This is a genomic window from Streptomyces sp. NPDC048353 (genome assembly GCF_055587165.1).
This window is the reverse complement of the sequence record NZ_JBVJGU010000005.1, coordinates 346,238-361,219: the sequence shown is the minus strand read 5'-3', so window position 1 is coordinate 361,219 and position 14,982 is coordinate 346,238. Positions and strand designations below refer to the sequence as shown.

The window sequence follows — 14,982 nt, the reverse complement described above, 5'->3', positions numbered from 1 at the left end:
GCCGGCGGCCGGGGGTCGGGCGGCCCCAGACCCCGAGGCCAGGGAGGGGCCAGGGAGGGCCGGGGCCCGGACGCCCGCAGCCCCGGAGGCCCCCGGACCTGCCCCCGCCCTCGTACCGCCCCCTACTCGCCCATCCCGTGCACCGCCGGGATCGTGCCGAGGCGGCCGGCCTGGAAGTCCTCGAAGGCCTGGCGCAGCTCCGCCTGGCTGTTCATGACGAACGGGCCGTAGTGGGCCATCGGTTCACGGATCGGCCGGCCGCCGAGGACGACGACCTCCAGGTCGGGCGTGTGCCCGTCCTGCTTCTCGTCCGCGCGGACGGTGAGCGAGCCGCCCTTGCCGAAGACCGCGGTCTGGCCCATGTGGACCGGCCGCCGCTCCGCACCGACCGAGCCGCGCCCGGCCAGGACGTACAGGAGGCCGTTGAAGTCCTCGCGCCAGGGCAGGGTGACCTCGGCGCCCGGCCGGACCGTGGCGTGGATCATCGAGATCGGGGTGTGGGTGATGCCGGGTCCCGCGTGGCCGTCCAGGTCGCCGGCGATGACGCGCAGCAGCGCGCCGCCGTCGGGCGAGGCGAGGAGCTGCACCTGGCCGCCGCGGATGTCCTGGTAGCGCGGGGCCATCATCTTGTCGCTCGCGGGCAGGTTCACCCAGAGCTGGAGGCCGTGGAAGAGCCCGCCGCTGACGACGAGGGACTCCGGCGGGGCCTCGATGTGGAGCAGTCCGGAGCCGGCGGTCATCCACTGGGTGTCCCCGTCGGTGATGGTGCCGCCACCGCCGTTGGAGTCCTGGTGGTCGAAGGTCCCGTCGATGATGTACGTGACGGTCTCGAAGCCGCGGTGGGGGTGCCACGGCGTCCCCTTGGGCTCGCCGGGGGCGTACTCCACCTCTCCCATCTGGTCCATCATGATGAACGGGTCGAGGTACTGGTAGTTGATCCCGGCGAAGGCGCGGCGCACGGGGAATCCTTCGCCCTCGAAGCCCGAGGGCGCCGTGGTCACGGCGAGCACGGGGCGGGGGGTGGCGTCGGCCGGGGCGGCGACGCGCGGCAGGGTGAGCGGGTTCTCGACAGTCACGGCGGGCATGGCGGGACCTCCTTGTGCGACCAGTTTAGTTGAACAATGAACTCCTGCCACCCGGAACGCGGAACGCCCGGGAGGAATTCCTCCCGGGCGCACCCGTAGCTCGCGGTCGTGTCAGCCGTACATCCGCCGCATGGCGAAGTCGACCATCTGCTCCACGGCCTTCGCGTCGAAGACCATCCGGTGGTCGCCCTCCATGTCGAGGACGAAGCCGTAGCCGGTCGGCAGCAGGTCGATCACCTCGGCGCCGGTGATCACGAAGTACTTCGACTCCTTGCCCGCGTACCGCCTCAGCTCCTTGAGCGAGGTGAACATCGGGATGACCGGCTGCTGCGTGTTGTGCAGCGCCAGGAAGCCGGGGTTGTCGCCCCGGGGGCAGTAGACCTTCGAGGTCGCGAAGATCTGCTGGAAGTCCTCGGCGGCCAGGGATCCGGTCGTGAAGGCCCGTACGGCGTCGGCGAGGGAGGGCGGCGACGGCTCGGGGTACAGCGGAGCCTGCTGGCCGTACCCGCCCTGCATGCCGGCCTGCATCCCACCCTGCATTCCGCCCTGCATCGGCTGCTGCGGAGGCGGGGCGTACTGCTGCTGTCCGCCCGGATTCTGGTCGTAGCCGTACATGGGCCACGAGCCTACTGCGTCACAGATGTACCGAGAGGGGTTGCTCTTATTACCGACGGGTAGCATCATCGGAGTCAGCGTTTTGCTACTCGCTGGTACGTGTACGAGGAACCTGCCTCCCCGATCCTTACGGAGCCGTCGCCATGGGGCACTACAAGTCGAATCTCCGCGACATCGAGTTCAACCTCTTCGAGGTCCTCGGGCGCGACAAGGTGTACGGCACCGGTCCGTTCGAGGAGATGGACGTCGAGACCGCCAAGAGCGTGCTGGAGGAGCTGACCCGCCTCTCGGAGAACGAGCTGGCCGAGTCCTTCACCGACGCCGACCGCAACCCCCCGGTCTTCGACCCCGAGACCAACACCGCCCCGGTCCCGGCGAGCTTCAAGAAGTCGTACAAGGCCTTCATGGACTCCGAGTACTGGCGCCTGGGCCTCCCCGAGGAGATCGGCGGCACCACCGCCCCGCGCTCCCTGATCTGGGCCTACGCGGAGCTGGTCCTCGGCGCGAACCCGGCCGTGTGGATGTACTCCTCCGGCCCCGCCTTCGCCGGCATCCTCTTCAACGAGGGCAACGAGGCGCAGAAGAAGGTCGCGCAGATCGCCGTCGAGCGCCAGTGGGGCTCCACCATGGTCCTCACCGAGCCCGACGCGGGCTCGGACGTCGGCGCCGGCCGCACGAAGGCGGTCCAGCAGGAGGACGGCTCCTGGCACATCGAGGGCGTGAAGCGCTTCATCACCTCCGGTGAGCACGACATGGAGGAGAACATCCTCCACTACGTCCTCGCCCGCCCCGAGGGCGCCGGCCCCGGCACCAAGGGCCTCTCCCTCTTCCTCGTGCCGAAGTTCCACTTCGACTGGGAGACCGGCGAGCTGGGCGAGCGCAACGGCGTCTACGCCACCAACGTCGAGCACAAGATGGGCCTCAAGGCCTCCAACACCTGCGAGATGACCTTCGGCGACCGTCACCCCGCCAAGGGCTGGCTGATCGGCGACAAGCACGACGGCATCCGCCAGATGTTCCTCATCATCGAGTTCGCCCGCATGATGGTCGGCACGAAGGCGATCTCCACCCTCTCGACGGGCTACCTCAACGCCCTCGAGTACGCCAAGGAGCGCGTCCAGGGCACCGACCTGGCGAACTTCATGGACAAGGCCGCGCCCAAGGTCACCATCACGCACCACCCCGACGTCCGCCGCTCGCTGATGACGCAGAAGGCGTACGCCGAGGGCATGCGCTCCCTCGTCCTCTACACCGCGGCCGTGCAGGACGCCATCCAGCTCAAGGAGGCGGCGGGCGAGGACGCGAAGGCCCTCAACGGCCTGAACGACCTGCTGCTCCCGATCGTCAAGGGCTACGGCTCCGAGAAGGGCTACGAGCAGCTCGCGCAGTCGCTCCAGACCTTCGGCGGCTCCGGCTTCCTGCAGGAGTACCCGATCGAGCAGTACATCCGGGACGCCAAGATCGACACCCTCTACGAGGGCACCACGGCCATCCAGGGCCAGGACTTCTTCTTCCGCAAGATCGTCCGCGACCAGGGCGCGTCCCTGAACACGCTGGCCGAGGAGATCAAGAAGTTCCTCGCGGTCGGCCCCGGCGGCGAGGACCTGGCGCCCGCCCGCGACGCCCTCGCCAAGGCCGCCGTGGACCTGGAGGGCATCGTCGGCGCGATGCTCACCGACCTCACCGCGACCGGCGAGGACGTGAAGAACATCTACAAGGTGGGGCTCAACACCACCCGCCTGCTGATGGCCTCCGGCGACGTCGTCGTCGGCTACCTCCTGCTGAAGGGCGCGGCCGTCGCCGCCGAGAAGCTGGCCTCCGGCGCCTCCGCCAAGGATCAGGCGTTCTACGCCGGCAAGATCGCGGCCGCGAAGTTCTTCGCCGCCAACGTCCTGCCCGGCGTCGGCACCGAGCGCGCCCTCGCCGAGGCCGTCGACGGCTCGCTGATGGACCTGGACGAGGCCGCGTTCTAGTAGCGCGCCACGTCCATCGCGGAACGGCTCGTCCCCGGGGAGGGGGGCGGGCCGTTCCGGCTTGGGGGGCGTGGGTGGCCCGAACCAGGGCCGCGGCGGTCCGCCTTTCGGGGCCCCGGCGCCGCATTCCGGGGCGTGCGTATGGTGAACCCATGACGAGCACCGCCCGCTTCGACCGCGGCCACACCGACGACCTGATGACCTTCCTGGCGGCTTCCCCGTCGCCCTACCACGCCGTGGCCAACGCCGCCGAGCGGCTTGAGAAGGCCGGCTTCCGACAGGTCGAGGAGACCGCCGCCTGGGACGGGACGACCGGCGGGCAGTACGTCATCCGCGGCGGCGCGCTCATCGCCTGGTACGTACCGGAGGGCGCCACGCCCCACACCCCGTACCGCATCGTCGGCGCCCACACCGACTCCCCCAACCTGCGCGTGAAGCCCGAGCCCGACATGGGCGCGCAGGGCTGGCGCCAGGTCGCCGTCGAGGTCTACGGCGGGACGCTCCTCAACACCTGGCTCGACCGCGACCTCGGCCTCGCGGGCCGCCTCACCCTCCGGGACGGCAGCCACCACCTGGTCAACGTCGACCGCGCCGTGCTCCGCGTGCCGCAGCTCGCCATCCACCTCGACCGCCAGGCCAACGACGGCCTCAAGCTCGACCGCCAGCGCCACATGCAGCCCATCTGGGGCCTCGGCCAGGTCCACGAGGGCGACCTGATCCGCTTCGTCGCCGAAGAGGCGGGCGTCGACGCCGAGGACGTCAGCGGCTGGGACCTGATGGTCCACGCCATCGAAGCCCCCTCCTACCTCGGCCGCGACCGCGAACTCGTCGCCGGACCGCGCATGGACAACCTGATCTCCGTCCACGCCGGCGTCGCCGCGCTGGCCGCCGTCGCCGGCCGCGAGGACCTCGCGTACATCCCGGTGCTCGCCGCCTTCGACCACGAGGAGAACGGCTCCGAGGCCGACACCGGCGCCCAGGGCCCGCTCCTCGGCAACGTCCTGGAGCGTTCCGTCTACGCCCGCGGCGGCGCCTACGAGGACCGCGCCCGCGCCTTCGCCGGCTCCGTCTGCCTCTCCTCCGACGTCGGCCACGCGGTCCACCCCAACTACGCGGAGCGCCACGACCCGACGCACCACCCGCGCCCCAACGGCGGCCCGATCCTCAAGGTGAACGTCAACCAGCGGTACGCCACCGACGGCAGCGGCCGGGCGGTGTTCGCCGCGGCCTGCGAGAAGGCGGGCGTGCCGTGGCAGTCCTTCGTCTCCAACAACGACATGCCCTGCGGCACGACGATCGGCCCGATCACGGCGGCCCGCCACGGCATCCGCACGGTCGACATCGGCGTCGCCTGCCTGTCGATGCACAGCGCCCGCGAACTCTGCGGCGCTGACGACCCGTTCCTGCTCGCCAACGCGCTGGTGGCGTTCCTGGAGGGATAGCGGCCGACAACCGGGGTAACCGATCCCAACTACCTCAGGAGGAGGCGGGATTCATGGGCCTCGGTGGCTGCATCATCCTCATCGCCGTGGGAGCGATTCTCACGTTCGCGACGGACTGGGAGGTCCAAGGGGTCAACCTCGACCTCGTGGGACTGATCCTCATGGCGGTCGGCCTCATCGGCGTCGCGACCTTCACCAGCATCGCGCGGCGCCGGCGGGCGATCGTACCGCCGGTGGCGCCCACCGTCGTGGACGACGACCCCACTCGGCGCGGCTACTGACACCGGACCGACACCGCTGTGTGCCGGTCCGCGTGAACCGGGAGACGCGAAACATCCGGGAAAGGCCCCACGCGACACGATCCGGCTCATGGATCGTCACGAGGGCCCGCCCCGGGGAAAGTTCTTCACCGGCGCCGCGACCGCCGTGCTACTCGGCACGGCGGTCGCGGCGTTCGGCATCGCCGAGTTCGACGAACGCCCGCCCTGGGGCACGGACATCGCCTACGAGGGCGGCTACCTCCAGGCCGTCCGCATCCGGAAGAACGACATGACCGGGGAGCGGACGCGCGCCCTGCTGGCCGGGGAGTGCGCGGCCATGGAGCGGCGGGGCATGGGCGGGGACCGTTCGGCCCACGACCCGGCCGCCTGGGTGGCCGGCTGCCTGGACGGCGCGGCGGACCGCCCGTCCAGGAACCAAGGCATCCTGCCCTGAGGCCACGACCCGGAGCCGGCGGCCCGCCGGACCCGTCAGGCGTCCATACCGGCCAGGATCAGCGGGAGCCGGGCGGCACCGCTCGCCGTCACCTTCACCGGAACACCCCAGTCCTGCTGGTGGACATGGCAGGCCGGGTACTCGTTCGCCGGGTCGTCGTCGCAGGACGCCGCCATCGCCGAGACGTGCAGCACGCCCTCGGTGACCTCCGGGTTGAGGTCCAGCTCGCGGAAGAGGTCCGTGCCCGTCCCCTCGCCGCCCAGCAGCAGCTCGGGCGGGGTCGAGGAGACCAGGAGCCGGGTGGAGGGACCGTACCGCTCGTCCAGCTTCTGCCCCGTCGGCGCCTGGAAGACGACGTCGAGGCGGAGCCGCCCGGGGGCGACGTCGGTCGCCTCGCGGCGGGTGCGGTGGGCCACCGACTCGACCCGTACGGCCTCCTCCGGCAGCCGCAGCCGCGTCAGCCGGTGCCGGGCGGACTCGACGACGACGATGTCGTCACCGACCAGGACCGCGTCGGCCGGCTCGCGCAGATCGGTGGCGAGGGTGGTGACCTCGCCGGTGGCCGGGTCGAAACGGCGCAGGGCGTGGTTATACGTGTCGCTCACGGCGACCGAACCGTCGGGCAGCGCGGTGACCCCCAGCGGGTGCTGGAGGAGCGCCTGGCCGGCGGCGCCGTCGCGGTGGCCGAAGTCGAAGAGGCCGGTGCCGACGGCGGTGTGCACGACGTCCGCGGTGTCGACCCAGCGCAGGGCGCTGGTCTCGGAGTCGGCGACCCAGAGCCGGTCCTCGGTGGCGGCGAGCCCGGAGGGCTGGGCGAACCAGGCCTCGGCGGCCGGGCCGTCGACGAGGCCCTCGTTGGTGGTGCCGGCGGCGACCCGCACGGTCCCGGTCTCCGGGTCGTACGTCCACAGCTGGTGGACACCGGCCATGGCGATCCACACCTTGCCCCGCCACCAGGCCACGTCCCACGGCGAGGACAGGTCGACCTCCAGGGCGGGTCCGGAGGTCGGGGAGCCCTGCCACCACTGCCGTCCGGTCCCGGCGATCAGCTCGATCGCGCCGGTGGCCGGGTCGAAGGTGCGCAGCGCGTGGTGGACGGTGTCGGCGACGACGACCTTGCCGTCGGGGAGCACGGCGAGACCCTGGGGCTCGCGGAACTCGCCCTCGCCGATGCGCCGTACGACGGTCTCGCCGTCCGGCTCCAGCTCGACGAGCTGGTGACGGGTGGAGTCGGAGACGAGCAGCCGGCCGGAGGGCAGCACGACCGCCTTCCCGGGAAACCGCAGATCCCCGGCGACCGGCTCCGGCGGCACGTACGGCCCGTCCCCGCGCCGCAGCGTCCCCTTGGCCTCGTGCTCGGCCTCCAGCTCCTCGACGAGGGTCCGCAGCGCGTTGGCGTGCCCCTCACCGGCGTGCTGGGCGACGACGTACCCCTCGGGGTCGACGACGACGAGCGTCGGCCAGGCCCGTACGGCGTACTGCTTCCAGGTCACCAGCTCGGGATCGTCGAGCACCGGGTGGTGCACCTCGTACCGCTCGACGGCGTCGACGACGGCCTGGTGCTCGGCCTCGTGCACGAACTTCGGCGAGTGGACCCCGACGATCACGAGGGTGTCGCGGTGCCGCTCCTCCAGCTCACGCAGCTCGTCCAGGACGTGCAGACAATTGATGCAGCAGAAGGTCCAGAAATCGACCAGAACGATCTTTCCGCGCAGATCGGCGAGGGTCAGCTCGGCTCCTCCGGTGTTCAGCCAGCCCCCCTTCCCGACCAGCTCGGGGGCGCGGACACGGGCACGGCGGGCAGCGGCAGGCGCGGGGGTGGGCGCCGGGGCGGCATCGTTCATGGTTCAAGCTTGCCATCCGGCCGCGCGGCCGGTCGGGCCCCCACCCGGGGCGGGCGTGAGGCGCCGTCCTCCGGGGAAGGGCTCACGGCATGAAATACCTCGTACGGGACAAAATCTTCGCCATCGGCGACGACTACTGGATCGAGGACGAGAACGGCCGCCCCGCCTTCCTCGTCGACGGCAAGGCCCTGCGGCTGCGCGACACCCTGGAGCTGAAGGACCCGGACGGGCGGGTGCTCGTCACGCTGCGGCAGAAGATGTTCAGCCTGCGCGACGCGATGACGATCGAGCGGGACGACGAGCCGCTCGCCACCCTGCGCCGGAAGCGGCTCTCGCTGCTGCGCAACCACTACCGCGTCGCGCTCGTCGAGGGCACGGAGCTGGACGTCAGCGGCCGCATCCTGGACCGGGAGTTCATCGTCGAGTACGAGGGCGAACTCCTCGCCCACATCTCCCGCCGCTGGTTCCGCGTCCGGGAGACGTACGCGGTGAACGTCGTACGGGAGGACGCCGACGCGGCGCTGCTGATCGCCGTGGCGGTGTGCGTGATCCGCATGGCCGAGCGGGAGCGGGGGGACTGACGCGAGCGGGCGGACGGCCGGGGGCCGTTCCGGCGGCCCGGCGGCCCGGTAGCCCGGCGGCCTGGGCGCCCCCGCCCCCGGAAGCCCTGTTCCCTGAAGCGCGGGCAGCCCCCGTTCCCTCAAGCCCGGCAGCCCCGTTCCCTCAAGCCCGGAAGCCCCGTTCCCTGAAGCCCCGGAAGCGCCCGCCCCCAGCAGACCCGCCCCCGCGCCGCCTCAGGCCCGGCGCGGTGCCGTCACTCCCAGGACCCGGTCCTTGAGCGCCGGGAACTGCTCCCGTGTCGTCGTCACCTTCTCCGGGTCGAGGGTCACCCGCAGGGTCTCCTCGCCCGGTCCCGCCTCGGCGAGCACCTCGCCCCACGGGTCGACCACGATCGAGTGACCGGCCTGTTCGACGCCCGCGTGGGTGCCGGCCGTGCCGCAGGCCAGCACGTAGGCCTGGTTCTCCACGGCCCGCGCCCGGGCCAGCAGCGTCCAGTGCGCGCGGCGGCGGGCGGGCCAGCCGGCCGGGACGACGAACGCCTGGGCGCCCGCGTCCACCAGCCCCCGGAACAGCTCGGGGAAGCGCAGGTCGTAGCAGGTGGCGACGCCGACGGTCAGTGCGGGCAGCGCGACCGTCACCGGCTCCTCGCCCGCCGCCATCATCACGGCCTCGCCCTTGTCGAAGCCGAAGCGGTGGATCTTGCGGTAGCGGGCGGCGAGGGCGCCTTCGGGGGTGAAGACGAGCGAGGTGTTGTACAGCGCGCCGCCGGCCGCCTCGACGACGGACCCGGCGTGCAGCCAGACCCCCGCGTCCCGCGCGGCCGCCGCCATCGCCTCGTAGGTCGGCCCGTACGCCGGGCCGTCCAGCGGCTCGGACTCGGCGGCGAAGGACTCGTACGCGAACGCCCCCATGGGCCACAGCTCCGGCAGGACGACGAGGTCGGCGGCGCCGCGTTCCTCCCGTACCAGGCCGGCCACGCGCGCGCGGCGGGCGTCCACCGGTTCGTCCGGGTCTACTGCGATCTGGATCAGCGAGGCGCGCACACTACCACCGTCCTGGCATTCGAGCCGTCAACACGGGCCTACGATCGTCACACGAAAGCACTGCCGGGGTGCCTTCGGGCAGCGTAACTTAGCGTCCGAGCCTCCCAAGCAGTCTTGTTTTCAGCCCGCGCACCGCAGAACCGCCGAGGGGTCCCGTGACCGTCCATCCCAGCCTTCAGACCTACGCCGACGCCTGGACCCACTCCATCGAAGCGATATCCGAGCTGGTGCAGCCGCTCGTGGAAGGCGAATGGAACCGCGCCACCCCGTGCCCGGGCTGGTCGGTGCGCGACATCGTGTCCCATGTGATCGGCATGGAGTGCGAGATGCTCGGCGACCCTCGCCCCATCCACTCCCTGCCCCGCGATCTCTACCACGTGCGCAGCGAGTTCGCCCGCTACATGGAGATGCAGGTCGACGTGCGGCGGCATCACACCGGCCCGGAGATGACCTCGGAGCTGGAGTACGTCCTGATCCGCCGCGCCCGGCAGCTGCGCAACGAGAACCGGCAGCCCGACCACCTGATGCGCGCCCCGCTCGGCGCCGAGCAGACCCTGGAACTGGCGTACCGCATGCGCGCCTTCGACGTCTGGGTCCACGAGCAGGACCTGCGGACCGCGCTGCGGCAGCCGGGGAACCTCGACTCCCCCGCCGCGCTGATCGTCCGCGACGTGCTCCTCGAAGCGCTGCCGAAGGTCGTCGCCAAGGACGCGGGCGCGCCGGCGAACTCGGCGGTCGTCGTCGACGTGCACGGGCCCGTCGAGTTCCTGCGGACCGTCAGGGTGGACGCCGAGGGGCGCGGTTCGGTCGACGGCGCGCCGTCGCTGGGGCCCGCGGTGACGCTGGCGACGGACTGGGAGACGTACGTACGGCTCGCCTGCGGGCGGGTCCGGCCGGCCGACGTCGCCGACCGCGTCAAGAGCGAGGGCGACCCGGAGCTGGCGCGGGCGATCCTCGACAACTTCGCGGTGACGCCGCGGTAGCAGGCCTTCCGGCGTCTTCGGTGCCGGCTCACACCGGCACGTGCACGGCCTCCACCCGGCTGGCGACCAGCCGCTCCCGTTCCCGCTTCGCGGTGCGCGCCTTCAGGCGCAGGATCTGCGCGAGGCCCAGCGCCTCGAGGACGAAGACGGAGGAGAAGGCGATCCGGTAGTTGTCGCCGGTGGCGTCGAGGAGGACGCCGACGGCGAGCAGGGTCGTCATCGACGCCACGAAACCACCCATGTTGACGATTCCCGAGGCGGTGCCCTGACGCTCCGGCGGGTTCGCCGGGCGGGCGAAGTCGAAGCCGATCATCGAGGCGGGTCCGCAGGCGCCGAGGACCGTGCAGAGGGTGATCAGCAGCCACATCGGCGCGTGGTCGCCGGGATAGGCGAGGGTCGTCCCCCAGAGCAGCGCGGTCGCCGCGACCGTGCCGAGGGCCAGCGGGGCGCGCGCCGCGTGGTGCCGGGCGATGATCTGGCCGTAGGCGAGCCCGACGGCCATGTTGGAGAGCACCACCAGGGTCAGCAGCTCGCCGGCGACCCCGCGGGAGAGCCCCTGGGCCTCGACCAGGAACGGCATGCCCCACAGCAGCAGGAACACCATGGCGGGGAACTGGGTGGTGAAGTGCACCCACATGCCGAGCCGGGTGCCGGGCTCGCGCCAGGATTCGGCGATCTGCCGGCGGACGAAAGCGGATCCGGCGTGCCGGACCGGGGCGGGCGCGTATCCCTCCGGGTGGTCCTTGAGGAAGAGCAGCAACAGGACCAGCACCACGACGCCCGCGACGGAGCTGCCGACGAAGGTGGCCGTCCAGCCCATGCCGTGCAGCGCCCGCGCGATGACGATGGTCGAGACGAGGTTGCCGGCCATGCCGAACAGGGCGGCGACCTGGCCGATCAGCGGCCCGCGGCGGGCCGGGAACCAGCGGCTGCCGAGCCGCAGCACGCTGATGAAGGTCATCGCGTCGCCGCAGCCGAGCAGCGCGCGGGAGGCGAGCGCCATGCCGTACGAGGGGGAGAGCGCGAAGCCCAGCTGCCCGACCGTGAAGAGGACGACCCCGAGGGTCAGCACCTTCTTGGTGCCGAGCCGGTCGACCATCAGGCCGACGGGTATCTGCATCCCGGCGTAGACGAGGAGCTGGAGGATGGAGAAGGTGGAGAGGGCGGAGGCGTTGACGTCGAAGCGGTCGGCGGCGTCGAGGCCGGCGACGCCCAGGGACGTGCGGAAGATGACGGCGACGAAGTAGACGGCGACGCCGACGCCCCAGACGAGGGCGGCGCGGCGGCCGCCGGGCGGGTCGCCGGGGAGGGTGACGGCGGGCCCGTGTCCGTCGCGGCTCACCGGGCGTCACCCCGGACCAGGACCTTGACCCAGCTCAGGTGCTCCCGGACACAGGCGGCGGCGCCTTCGACGTCGCCCTCCCGTATCCGTTCCAGGATCTCGGCGTGCTCGGCGATGTTCTTGGCGACGCGGTCCGGGTGGGACTGCATCACGGCGACGCCCATCCGCAGCTGCCGGTCCCGCATCTGGTCGTAGAGGCGGGCGAGGATCTGGTTGCCGGCGTACTGCACGATCTCGGCGTGGAAGCAGCGGTCGGTGACGGCGACCTCGGCGAGGTCGCCGGACTCGGCGCGGCGCTTCTGCTCCTCCAGGAGCTCTTCGAGGCGGGTGATGAGCGCGGCGGAGGCGGGCACGGCCCGGCGCACGGCGAACTCCTCGACGAGCAGCCGGGTCTCGACCACGTCGGCGATCTCCTGCGCGGAGACGGCGAGGACGAGGGCGCCCTTCTTCGGATAGAGCTTGAGCAGCCCTTCCATCTCCAGCTTCAGCAGCGCCTCCCGCACGGGGGTCCGGGAGACCCCGACGGCCTGGGCGAGCTCGCCCTCGGTGAGCAGGGTCCCGCCCTCGTAACGGCGGTCGAGGACGGCCTGCTTGACGTGTGTGTAGACGCGGTCGGCTGCGGGCGGCGCGGAAGGCATGCGCACAGCATAGATACAACAGGGGTGCAACAGGCAGGTCCGTCCGCGATGCGGACGCATGGGCGGTGCGAGGCCGGGCACGCGAACGGGGTACCCGCAGAGAAGGAGATTTCCCGTGCTCATCGTCGGCATAGTGGCCGTGTGCGTCGTCCTCGCCGTACTGGCGTTCCTCCTGCCCCGGCTCTCCCACCACCCTCAGCGCGGCACCCAGCGCACCCTCGGCCTCGGCTCCCGCGCGGGCGGCAAGGCGCCCGGCGTGCTGGGCCGTCTGTTCAGCAAGCCCTTCAACAGCAGCCAGAAGGCGGTCGGCAAGAGCGGTTCCGCGGGCCGCAAGGCGCGGGGCAAGATGCCGTTCTGAGCCGCGGGGGCCCGATGCGGTTCCACCTCGCTCGCCCGCTCCGCCCGTCGGCCACTGGGTCGTCAGGCCCCTCTATGCTGCTGGGCGGGCGGGCGCGAAGCCGCCCGCCGGTGGGCGGGGCGCGGGGGCATGGGCGACGGTCAACCGCCCGCACCGGACACGGGTGCGGGCGGAAGCGCGGACGGTACGACCACGAGCACGGGCGGCGCGATCGCGGGCACGAGCGCGAATGGCGGGCCCGCGAGCACGAACGGTGCGACTACGGACACGAGCACAAGCGGTCCGAACACAAGCGGTGCAAGCACAAGCGATGAGCCCGCGAGCACGAACGGCGCGACCACGAACGGCCCGAGCCCTTCTCCCGACCCCGCACGCGTCTCCGCGGTCCGGCGCGCACTGCGCGCGGTGCGGACCCGGCACGCGCGGGCGAGTCTCACGGACCGGCTGGCCCTGTACGCCCTGGTGATCGGCGCGCTGACGTTCCTCGCGCCCCTCGCGCAGTCCTTGTACGGCAAGGTCTTCCCGGAGCAGACCCTCGTCCTGCTGACCGACGTGGAGAGGAACCCCTGCGAGGCGGGCTGGATCCTCACGCCGGGCAACGAGTTCATCAAGCCGAAGCTCTGGGCCTCCTCCGAGGGTCAGTTCGCCCGTTGGCAGAAGGAGGGCCGCATCGTCCACGCCGATGCCGTCGTGGCCGGGGTGACCGTCCGCGGCGCCATCGCCGAGGCGGTGGCGATCCGGGACATCTCCATCACCGTGACCGGTCGGGGGGCGCCCGTGCGCGGTGTGGCCACCCAGGGCGGTGGCTGCGGGGCCGAGGACGCTCCGGAGTATCTGGTGGTCGATCTCGACGGGCTCCCCCTGAACCAGCCGGTGCCGGTCTCCTACCTCCAGCGCAGCCCGCAGCAAAAGGCGGCGCGTGAGGCGGCGGCGCTTCTGGGTGACCCCGTCACGCTGCCACGTCAGGTCACCCGAGACAGCATCTACGCCTTCTTCCTGACCGGACGTACCGCTCGCCATGACACGAGCTGGGTCGCCACCATCACGTGGTGGGACGGCGAGAGGGAGCACACCCAGCGGATCGACGATGAGGGGCGCCCGCTGCGGGTGTCCGCGGTGGTCCGATGAGTGCGTCCGCGCGCGCGGGCATCCTGTCGTGGCTGCCGGCTCGGCGGGGCCGGTTCGTACGTGCGGGACTGTACGGGGTGCTGCTGGCCGCGGGTCTGAGCGCGCTGCCGGCGCAGATCGACTGGGCGGACCGGGCCGGGCGCATGGAGTGGGACGGAAACTGGGACGCGGGAGCCAGGTTCCGCTCGCTGACCGTCTCCCCGACGATGCTGCACGGAGGGCGGACAGGCTGGGAAGCCGTCCTGCATGAGGCGCTGTGGGCGCTCGTGTTCGCGGGCGCGCTGGTGTGGGGCGCCCGGTGGCTGGCTGTGCGGGCCGCTCGGCCGCCCGCACGAGCGGTGTTGTTCTGCGCGGCCCTGACCGTGCTCGCCCCGTTCGCGAACATGGTGACGCTTTACGCTCTGGGTCTGCCGGATCTGCTGGCACAGCCGGCGCTGCGGCACGAGAGGCTGGTGGAATTGCTGTGGGACGCCCAGCGGGGATCGGCCCACGCCATGCTTCTGGGGGCGTCCGGCAGTGCGGCTGCCTATCTGGCCTGGAAGCCGGAGACGAACGGCCTGTCGGACATGGGTTCCGGTCATCCGGTGACGGTTCTGCTGCGGCTGCTGCGAGGGCCGCTCCCCACGGTTTGGCGGAGGATAGGGCTCAGCGCGGCGATGGCCTGCGGGGCTGTGGTGCTGCTCTTCCTGCTGTCGTCCGAGACCGCGCGGCGACTGCTCTCGGTGTCCACCGGCCTGCTGTGCCCTCCCGGCGCGGGAAGATCGTGCGCGGACGGCCTTGCCGGGTCGGCGCTCCCGAGGCTTCCGGACAACAGCCTTCCGAGGGTGTCGCCGGTCCTCTTCTCGTACATCCGGCTCTACGCCGTGCAGTGCTTCCTTCTCACGTTCGCCTCGTCCGTCTTCTTCCTGCGCTCGTTCGAGAGCGTCCGCAACGGTCCGGCGGCGACTCTGCTGAGCGGCTGGATCGCCTACGTGGTGGGGGCCTTCGCCTACGCCGCCACGGCGGAGGTCGGGCTGCGGGCGGGCGAGGGGCTGCCCGTGACGCTTGGCGACGTCCACGAGCTGCTCCTGCCACCGGGGTCCTTGCCCCATACCCTGCTCGCCGCTCCTTTGGTAGGGGGTGCGCTGGCGCTGTGCTCGACGGTGGCCGGTCGGATCAGGAGGCGCCGCGTCGCGCGGGTGTGAGGAGGAGAGCGCCCGTCACCGCTCAGCCGCCACGCCGGCAGGAGGACATTCCGACGGAGGCAAAGGGGCCGA

15 protein-coding genes are annotated in these 14,982 nt (G+C 71.8%); 9 read left to right on the top strand and 6 right to left on the bottom strand.

The window, feature by feature from the left end:
* Positions 1-122: 122 nt before the first annotated feature.
* Both ACZ6RC_RS20285 and ACZ6RC_RS20280 read right to left on the bottom strand, forming a co-directional pair.
* Entirely contained in the window at positions 123-1,085 is a 963-nt protein-coding gene (locus tag ACZ6RC_RS20285) for a pirin family protein (protein ID WP_391140079.1), read from the bottom strand.
* A gap of 111 nt (positions 1,086-1,196) precedes the next feature.
* Positions 1,197-1,700, bottom strand: a complete 504-nt coding sequence (locus ACZ6RC_RS20280; RefSeq protein ID WP_391140078.1) for an SseB family protein — start codon at positions 1,698-1,700, stop codon at positions 1,197-1,199.
* A gap of 143 nt (positions 1,701-1,843) precedes the next feature.
* Between ACZ6RC_RS20280 and ACZ6RC_RS20275 the strand changes: the two genes are divergently transcribed.
* The 4 genes from ACZ6RC_RS20275 to ACZ6RC_RS20260 all read left to right on the top strand — a co-directional run bounded on the left by ACZ6RC_RS20275 (position 1,844) and on the right by ACZ6RC_RS20260 (position 5,829).
* Entirely contained in the window at positions 1,844-3,673 is a 1,830-nt protein-coding gene (locus ACZ6RC_RS20275; protein ID WP_391140077.1) for an acyl-CoA dehydrogenase, read from the top strand.
* 152 nt (positions 3,674-3,825) lie between these two features.
* Positions 3,826-5,115: a M18 family aminopeptidase gene (locus ACZ6RC_RS20270; protein WP_469585035.1), complete on the top strand. Its 1,290-nt coding sequence runs from the start codon at positions 3,826-3,828 to the stop codon at positions 5,113-5,115.
* Between the two features lie 53 nt (positions 5,116-5,168).
* The gene (locus ACZ6RC_RS20265) at positions 5,169-5,396 is read left to right on the top strand and encodes a DUF6458 family protein (RefSeq protein WP_391140075.1); all 228 of its coding nucleotides are present in this window, start codon (positions 5,169-5,171) and stop codon (positions 5,394-5,396) included.
* Between the two features lie 88 nt (positions 5,397-5,484).
* Entirely contained in the window at positions 5,485-5,829 is a 345-nt protein-coding gene (locus tag ACZ6RC_RS20260) for a hypothetical protein (protein WP_391140074.1), read from the top strand.
* A gap of 35 nt (positions 5,830-5,864) precedes the next feature.
* Here the strand turns inward: ACZ6RC_RS20260 and ACZ6RC_RS20255 are convergent, their stop codons facing one another.
* Positions 5,865-7,673 (bottom strand): NHL domain-containing thioredoxin family protein, encoded by a 1,809-nt coding sequence (locus ACZ6RC_RS20255; protein WP_469585031.1) that lies wholly within the window; start codon positions 7,671-7,673, stop codon positions 5,865-5,867.
* An 89-nt stretch (positions 7,674-7,762) separates the two neighbouring features.
* Here ACZ6RC_RS20255 and ACZ6RC_RS20250 point away from each other — a divergent pair, with 89 nt between their 5' ends.
* Positions 7,763-8,254, top strand: coding sequence for an LURP-one-related/scramblase family protein (locus tag ACZ6RC_RS20250; protein WP_453615922.1), 492 nt, complete (start codon positions 7,763-7,765; stop codon positions 8,252-8,254).
* 213 nt (positions 8,255-8,467) lie between these two features.
* On the opposite strand, the gene ACZ6RC_RS20245 is transcribed toward ACZ6RC_RS20250, so the two are convergent.
* Complete coding sequence (locus tag ACZ6RC_RS20245) at positions 8,468-9,277, bottom strand: carbon-nitrogen family hydrolase (protein ID WP_469585029.1); 810 nt, start codon at positions 9,275-9,277, stop codon at positions 8,468-8,470.
* Between the two features lie 155 nt (positions 9,278-9,432).
* Between ACZ6RC_RS20245 and ACZ6RC_RS20240 the strand changes: the two genes are divergently transcribed.
* Positions 9,433-10,260, top strand: coding sequence for a maleylpyruvate isomerase family mycothiol-dependent enzyme (locus ACZ6RC_RS20240; RefSeq protein ID WP_453615924.1), 828 nt, complete (start codon positions 9,433-9,435; stop codon positions 10,258-10,260).
* Positions 10,261-10,288: 28 nt separating this feature from the next.
* Here ACZ6RC_RS20240 and ACZ6RC_RS20235 read toward each other — a convergent pair whose 3' ends face one another.
* The gene (locus ACZ6RC_RS20235) at positions 10,289-11,602 is read right to left on the bottom strand and encodes an MFS transporter (RefSeq protein ID WP_469585025.1); all 1,314 of its coding nucleotides are present in this window, start codon (positions 11,600-11,602) and stop codon (positions 10,289-10,291) included.
* A complete protein-coding gene (locus ACZ6RC_RS20230; protein WP_453615929.1) occupies positions 11,599-12,240 on the bottom strand; it encodes a GntR family transcriptional regulator in 642 nt (213 codons plus the stop codon). Before ACZ6RC_RS20230 ends, ACZ6RC_RS20235 begins: the two co-directional genes overlap by 4 nt.
* A gap of 115 nt (positions 12,241-12,355) precedes the next feature.
* On the opposite strand from ACZ6RC_RS20230, the gene ACZ6RC_RS20225 reads away from it, so the two are divergent.
* The 3 genes from ACZ6RC_RS20225 (at position 12,356) to ACZ6RC_RS20215 (ending at position 14,910) form a co-directional block, all read left to right on the top strand.
* On the top strand, positions 12,356-12,598 hold the full coding sequence (locus tag ACZ6RC_RS20225; protein WP_391140067.1) for a DUF6411 family protein: 243 nt from the start codon (positions 12,356-12,358) through the stop codon (positions 12,596-12,598).
* 405 nt (positions 12,599-13,003) lie between these two features.
* Positions 13,004-13,726 carry a hypothetical protein gene (locus tag ACZ6RC_RS20220; RefSeq protein WP_391140066.1) on the top strand — a complete coding sequence of 241 codons (723 nt, stop codon included), beginning with the start codon at positions 13,004-13,006 and terminating at the stop codon, positions 13,724-13,726.
* A complete protein-coding gene (locus ACZ6RC_RS20215) occupies positions 13,723-14,910 on the top strand; it encodes a hypothetical protein (RefSeq protein ID WP_469585019.1) in 1,188 nt (395 codons plus the stop codon). The genes ACZ6RC_RS20220 and ACZ6RC_RS20215 overlap by 4 nt, the downstream gene beginning before the upstream one ends.
* Positions 14,911-14,982: the final 72 nt, after the last annotated feature.

Coding starts and splice junctions, on each gene's coding strand:
- ACZ6RC_RS20285 (WP_391140079.1), bottom strand. CDS start 1,085: ATGCCCGCCGTGACTGTCGAGAACCCGCTCACCCTGCCGCGCGTCGCC.
- ACZ6RC_RS20255 (WP_469585031.1), bottom strand. CDS start 7,673: ATGAACGATGCCGCCCCGGCGCCCACCCCCGCGCCTGCCGCTGCCCGC.
- ACZ6RC_RS20230 (WP_453615929.1), bottom strand. CDS start 12,240: ATGCCTTCCGCGCCGCCCGCAGCCGACCGCGTCTACACACACGTCAAG.
- ACZ6RC_RS20265 (WP_391140075.1), top strand. CDS start 5,169: ATGGGCCTCGGTGGCTGCATCATCCTCATCGCCGTGGGAGCGATTCTC.
- ACZ6RC_RS20275 (WP_391140077.1), top strand. CDS start 1,844: ATGGGGCACTACAAGTCGAATCTCCGCGACATCGAGTTCAACCTCTTC.
- ACZ6RC_RS20280 (WP_391140078.1), bottom strand. CDS start 1,700: ATGTACGGCTACGACCAGAATCCGGGCGGACAGCAGCAGTACGCCCCG.
- ACZ6RC_RS20215 (WP_469585019.1), top strand. CDS start 13,723: ATGAGTGCGTCCGCGCGCGCGGGCATCCTGTCGTGGCTGCCGGCTCGG.
- ACZ6RC_RS20270 (WP_469585035.1), top strand. CDS start 3,826: ATGACGAGCACCGCCCGCTTCGACCGCGGCCACACCGACGACCTGATG.
- ACZ6RC_RS20260 (WP_391140074.1), top strand. CDS start 5,485: ATGGATCGTCACGAGGGCCCGCCCCGGGGAAAGTTCTTCACCGGCGCC.
- ACZ6RC_RS20250 (WP_453615922.1), top strand. CDS start 7,763: ATGAAATACCTCGTACGGGACAAAATCTTCGCCATCGGCGACGACTAC.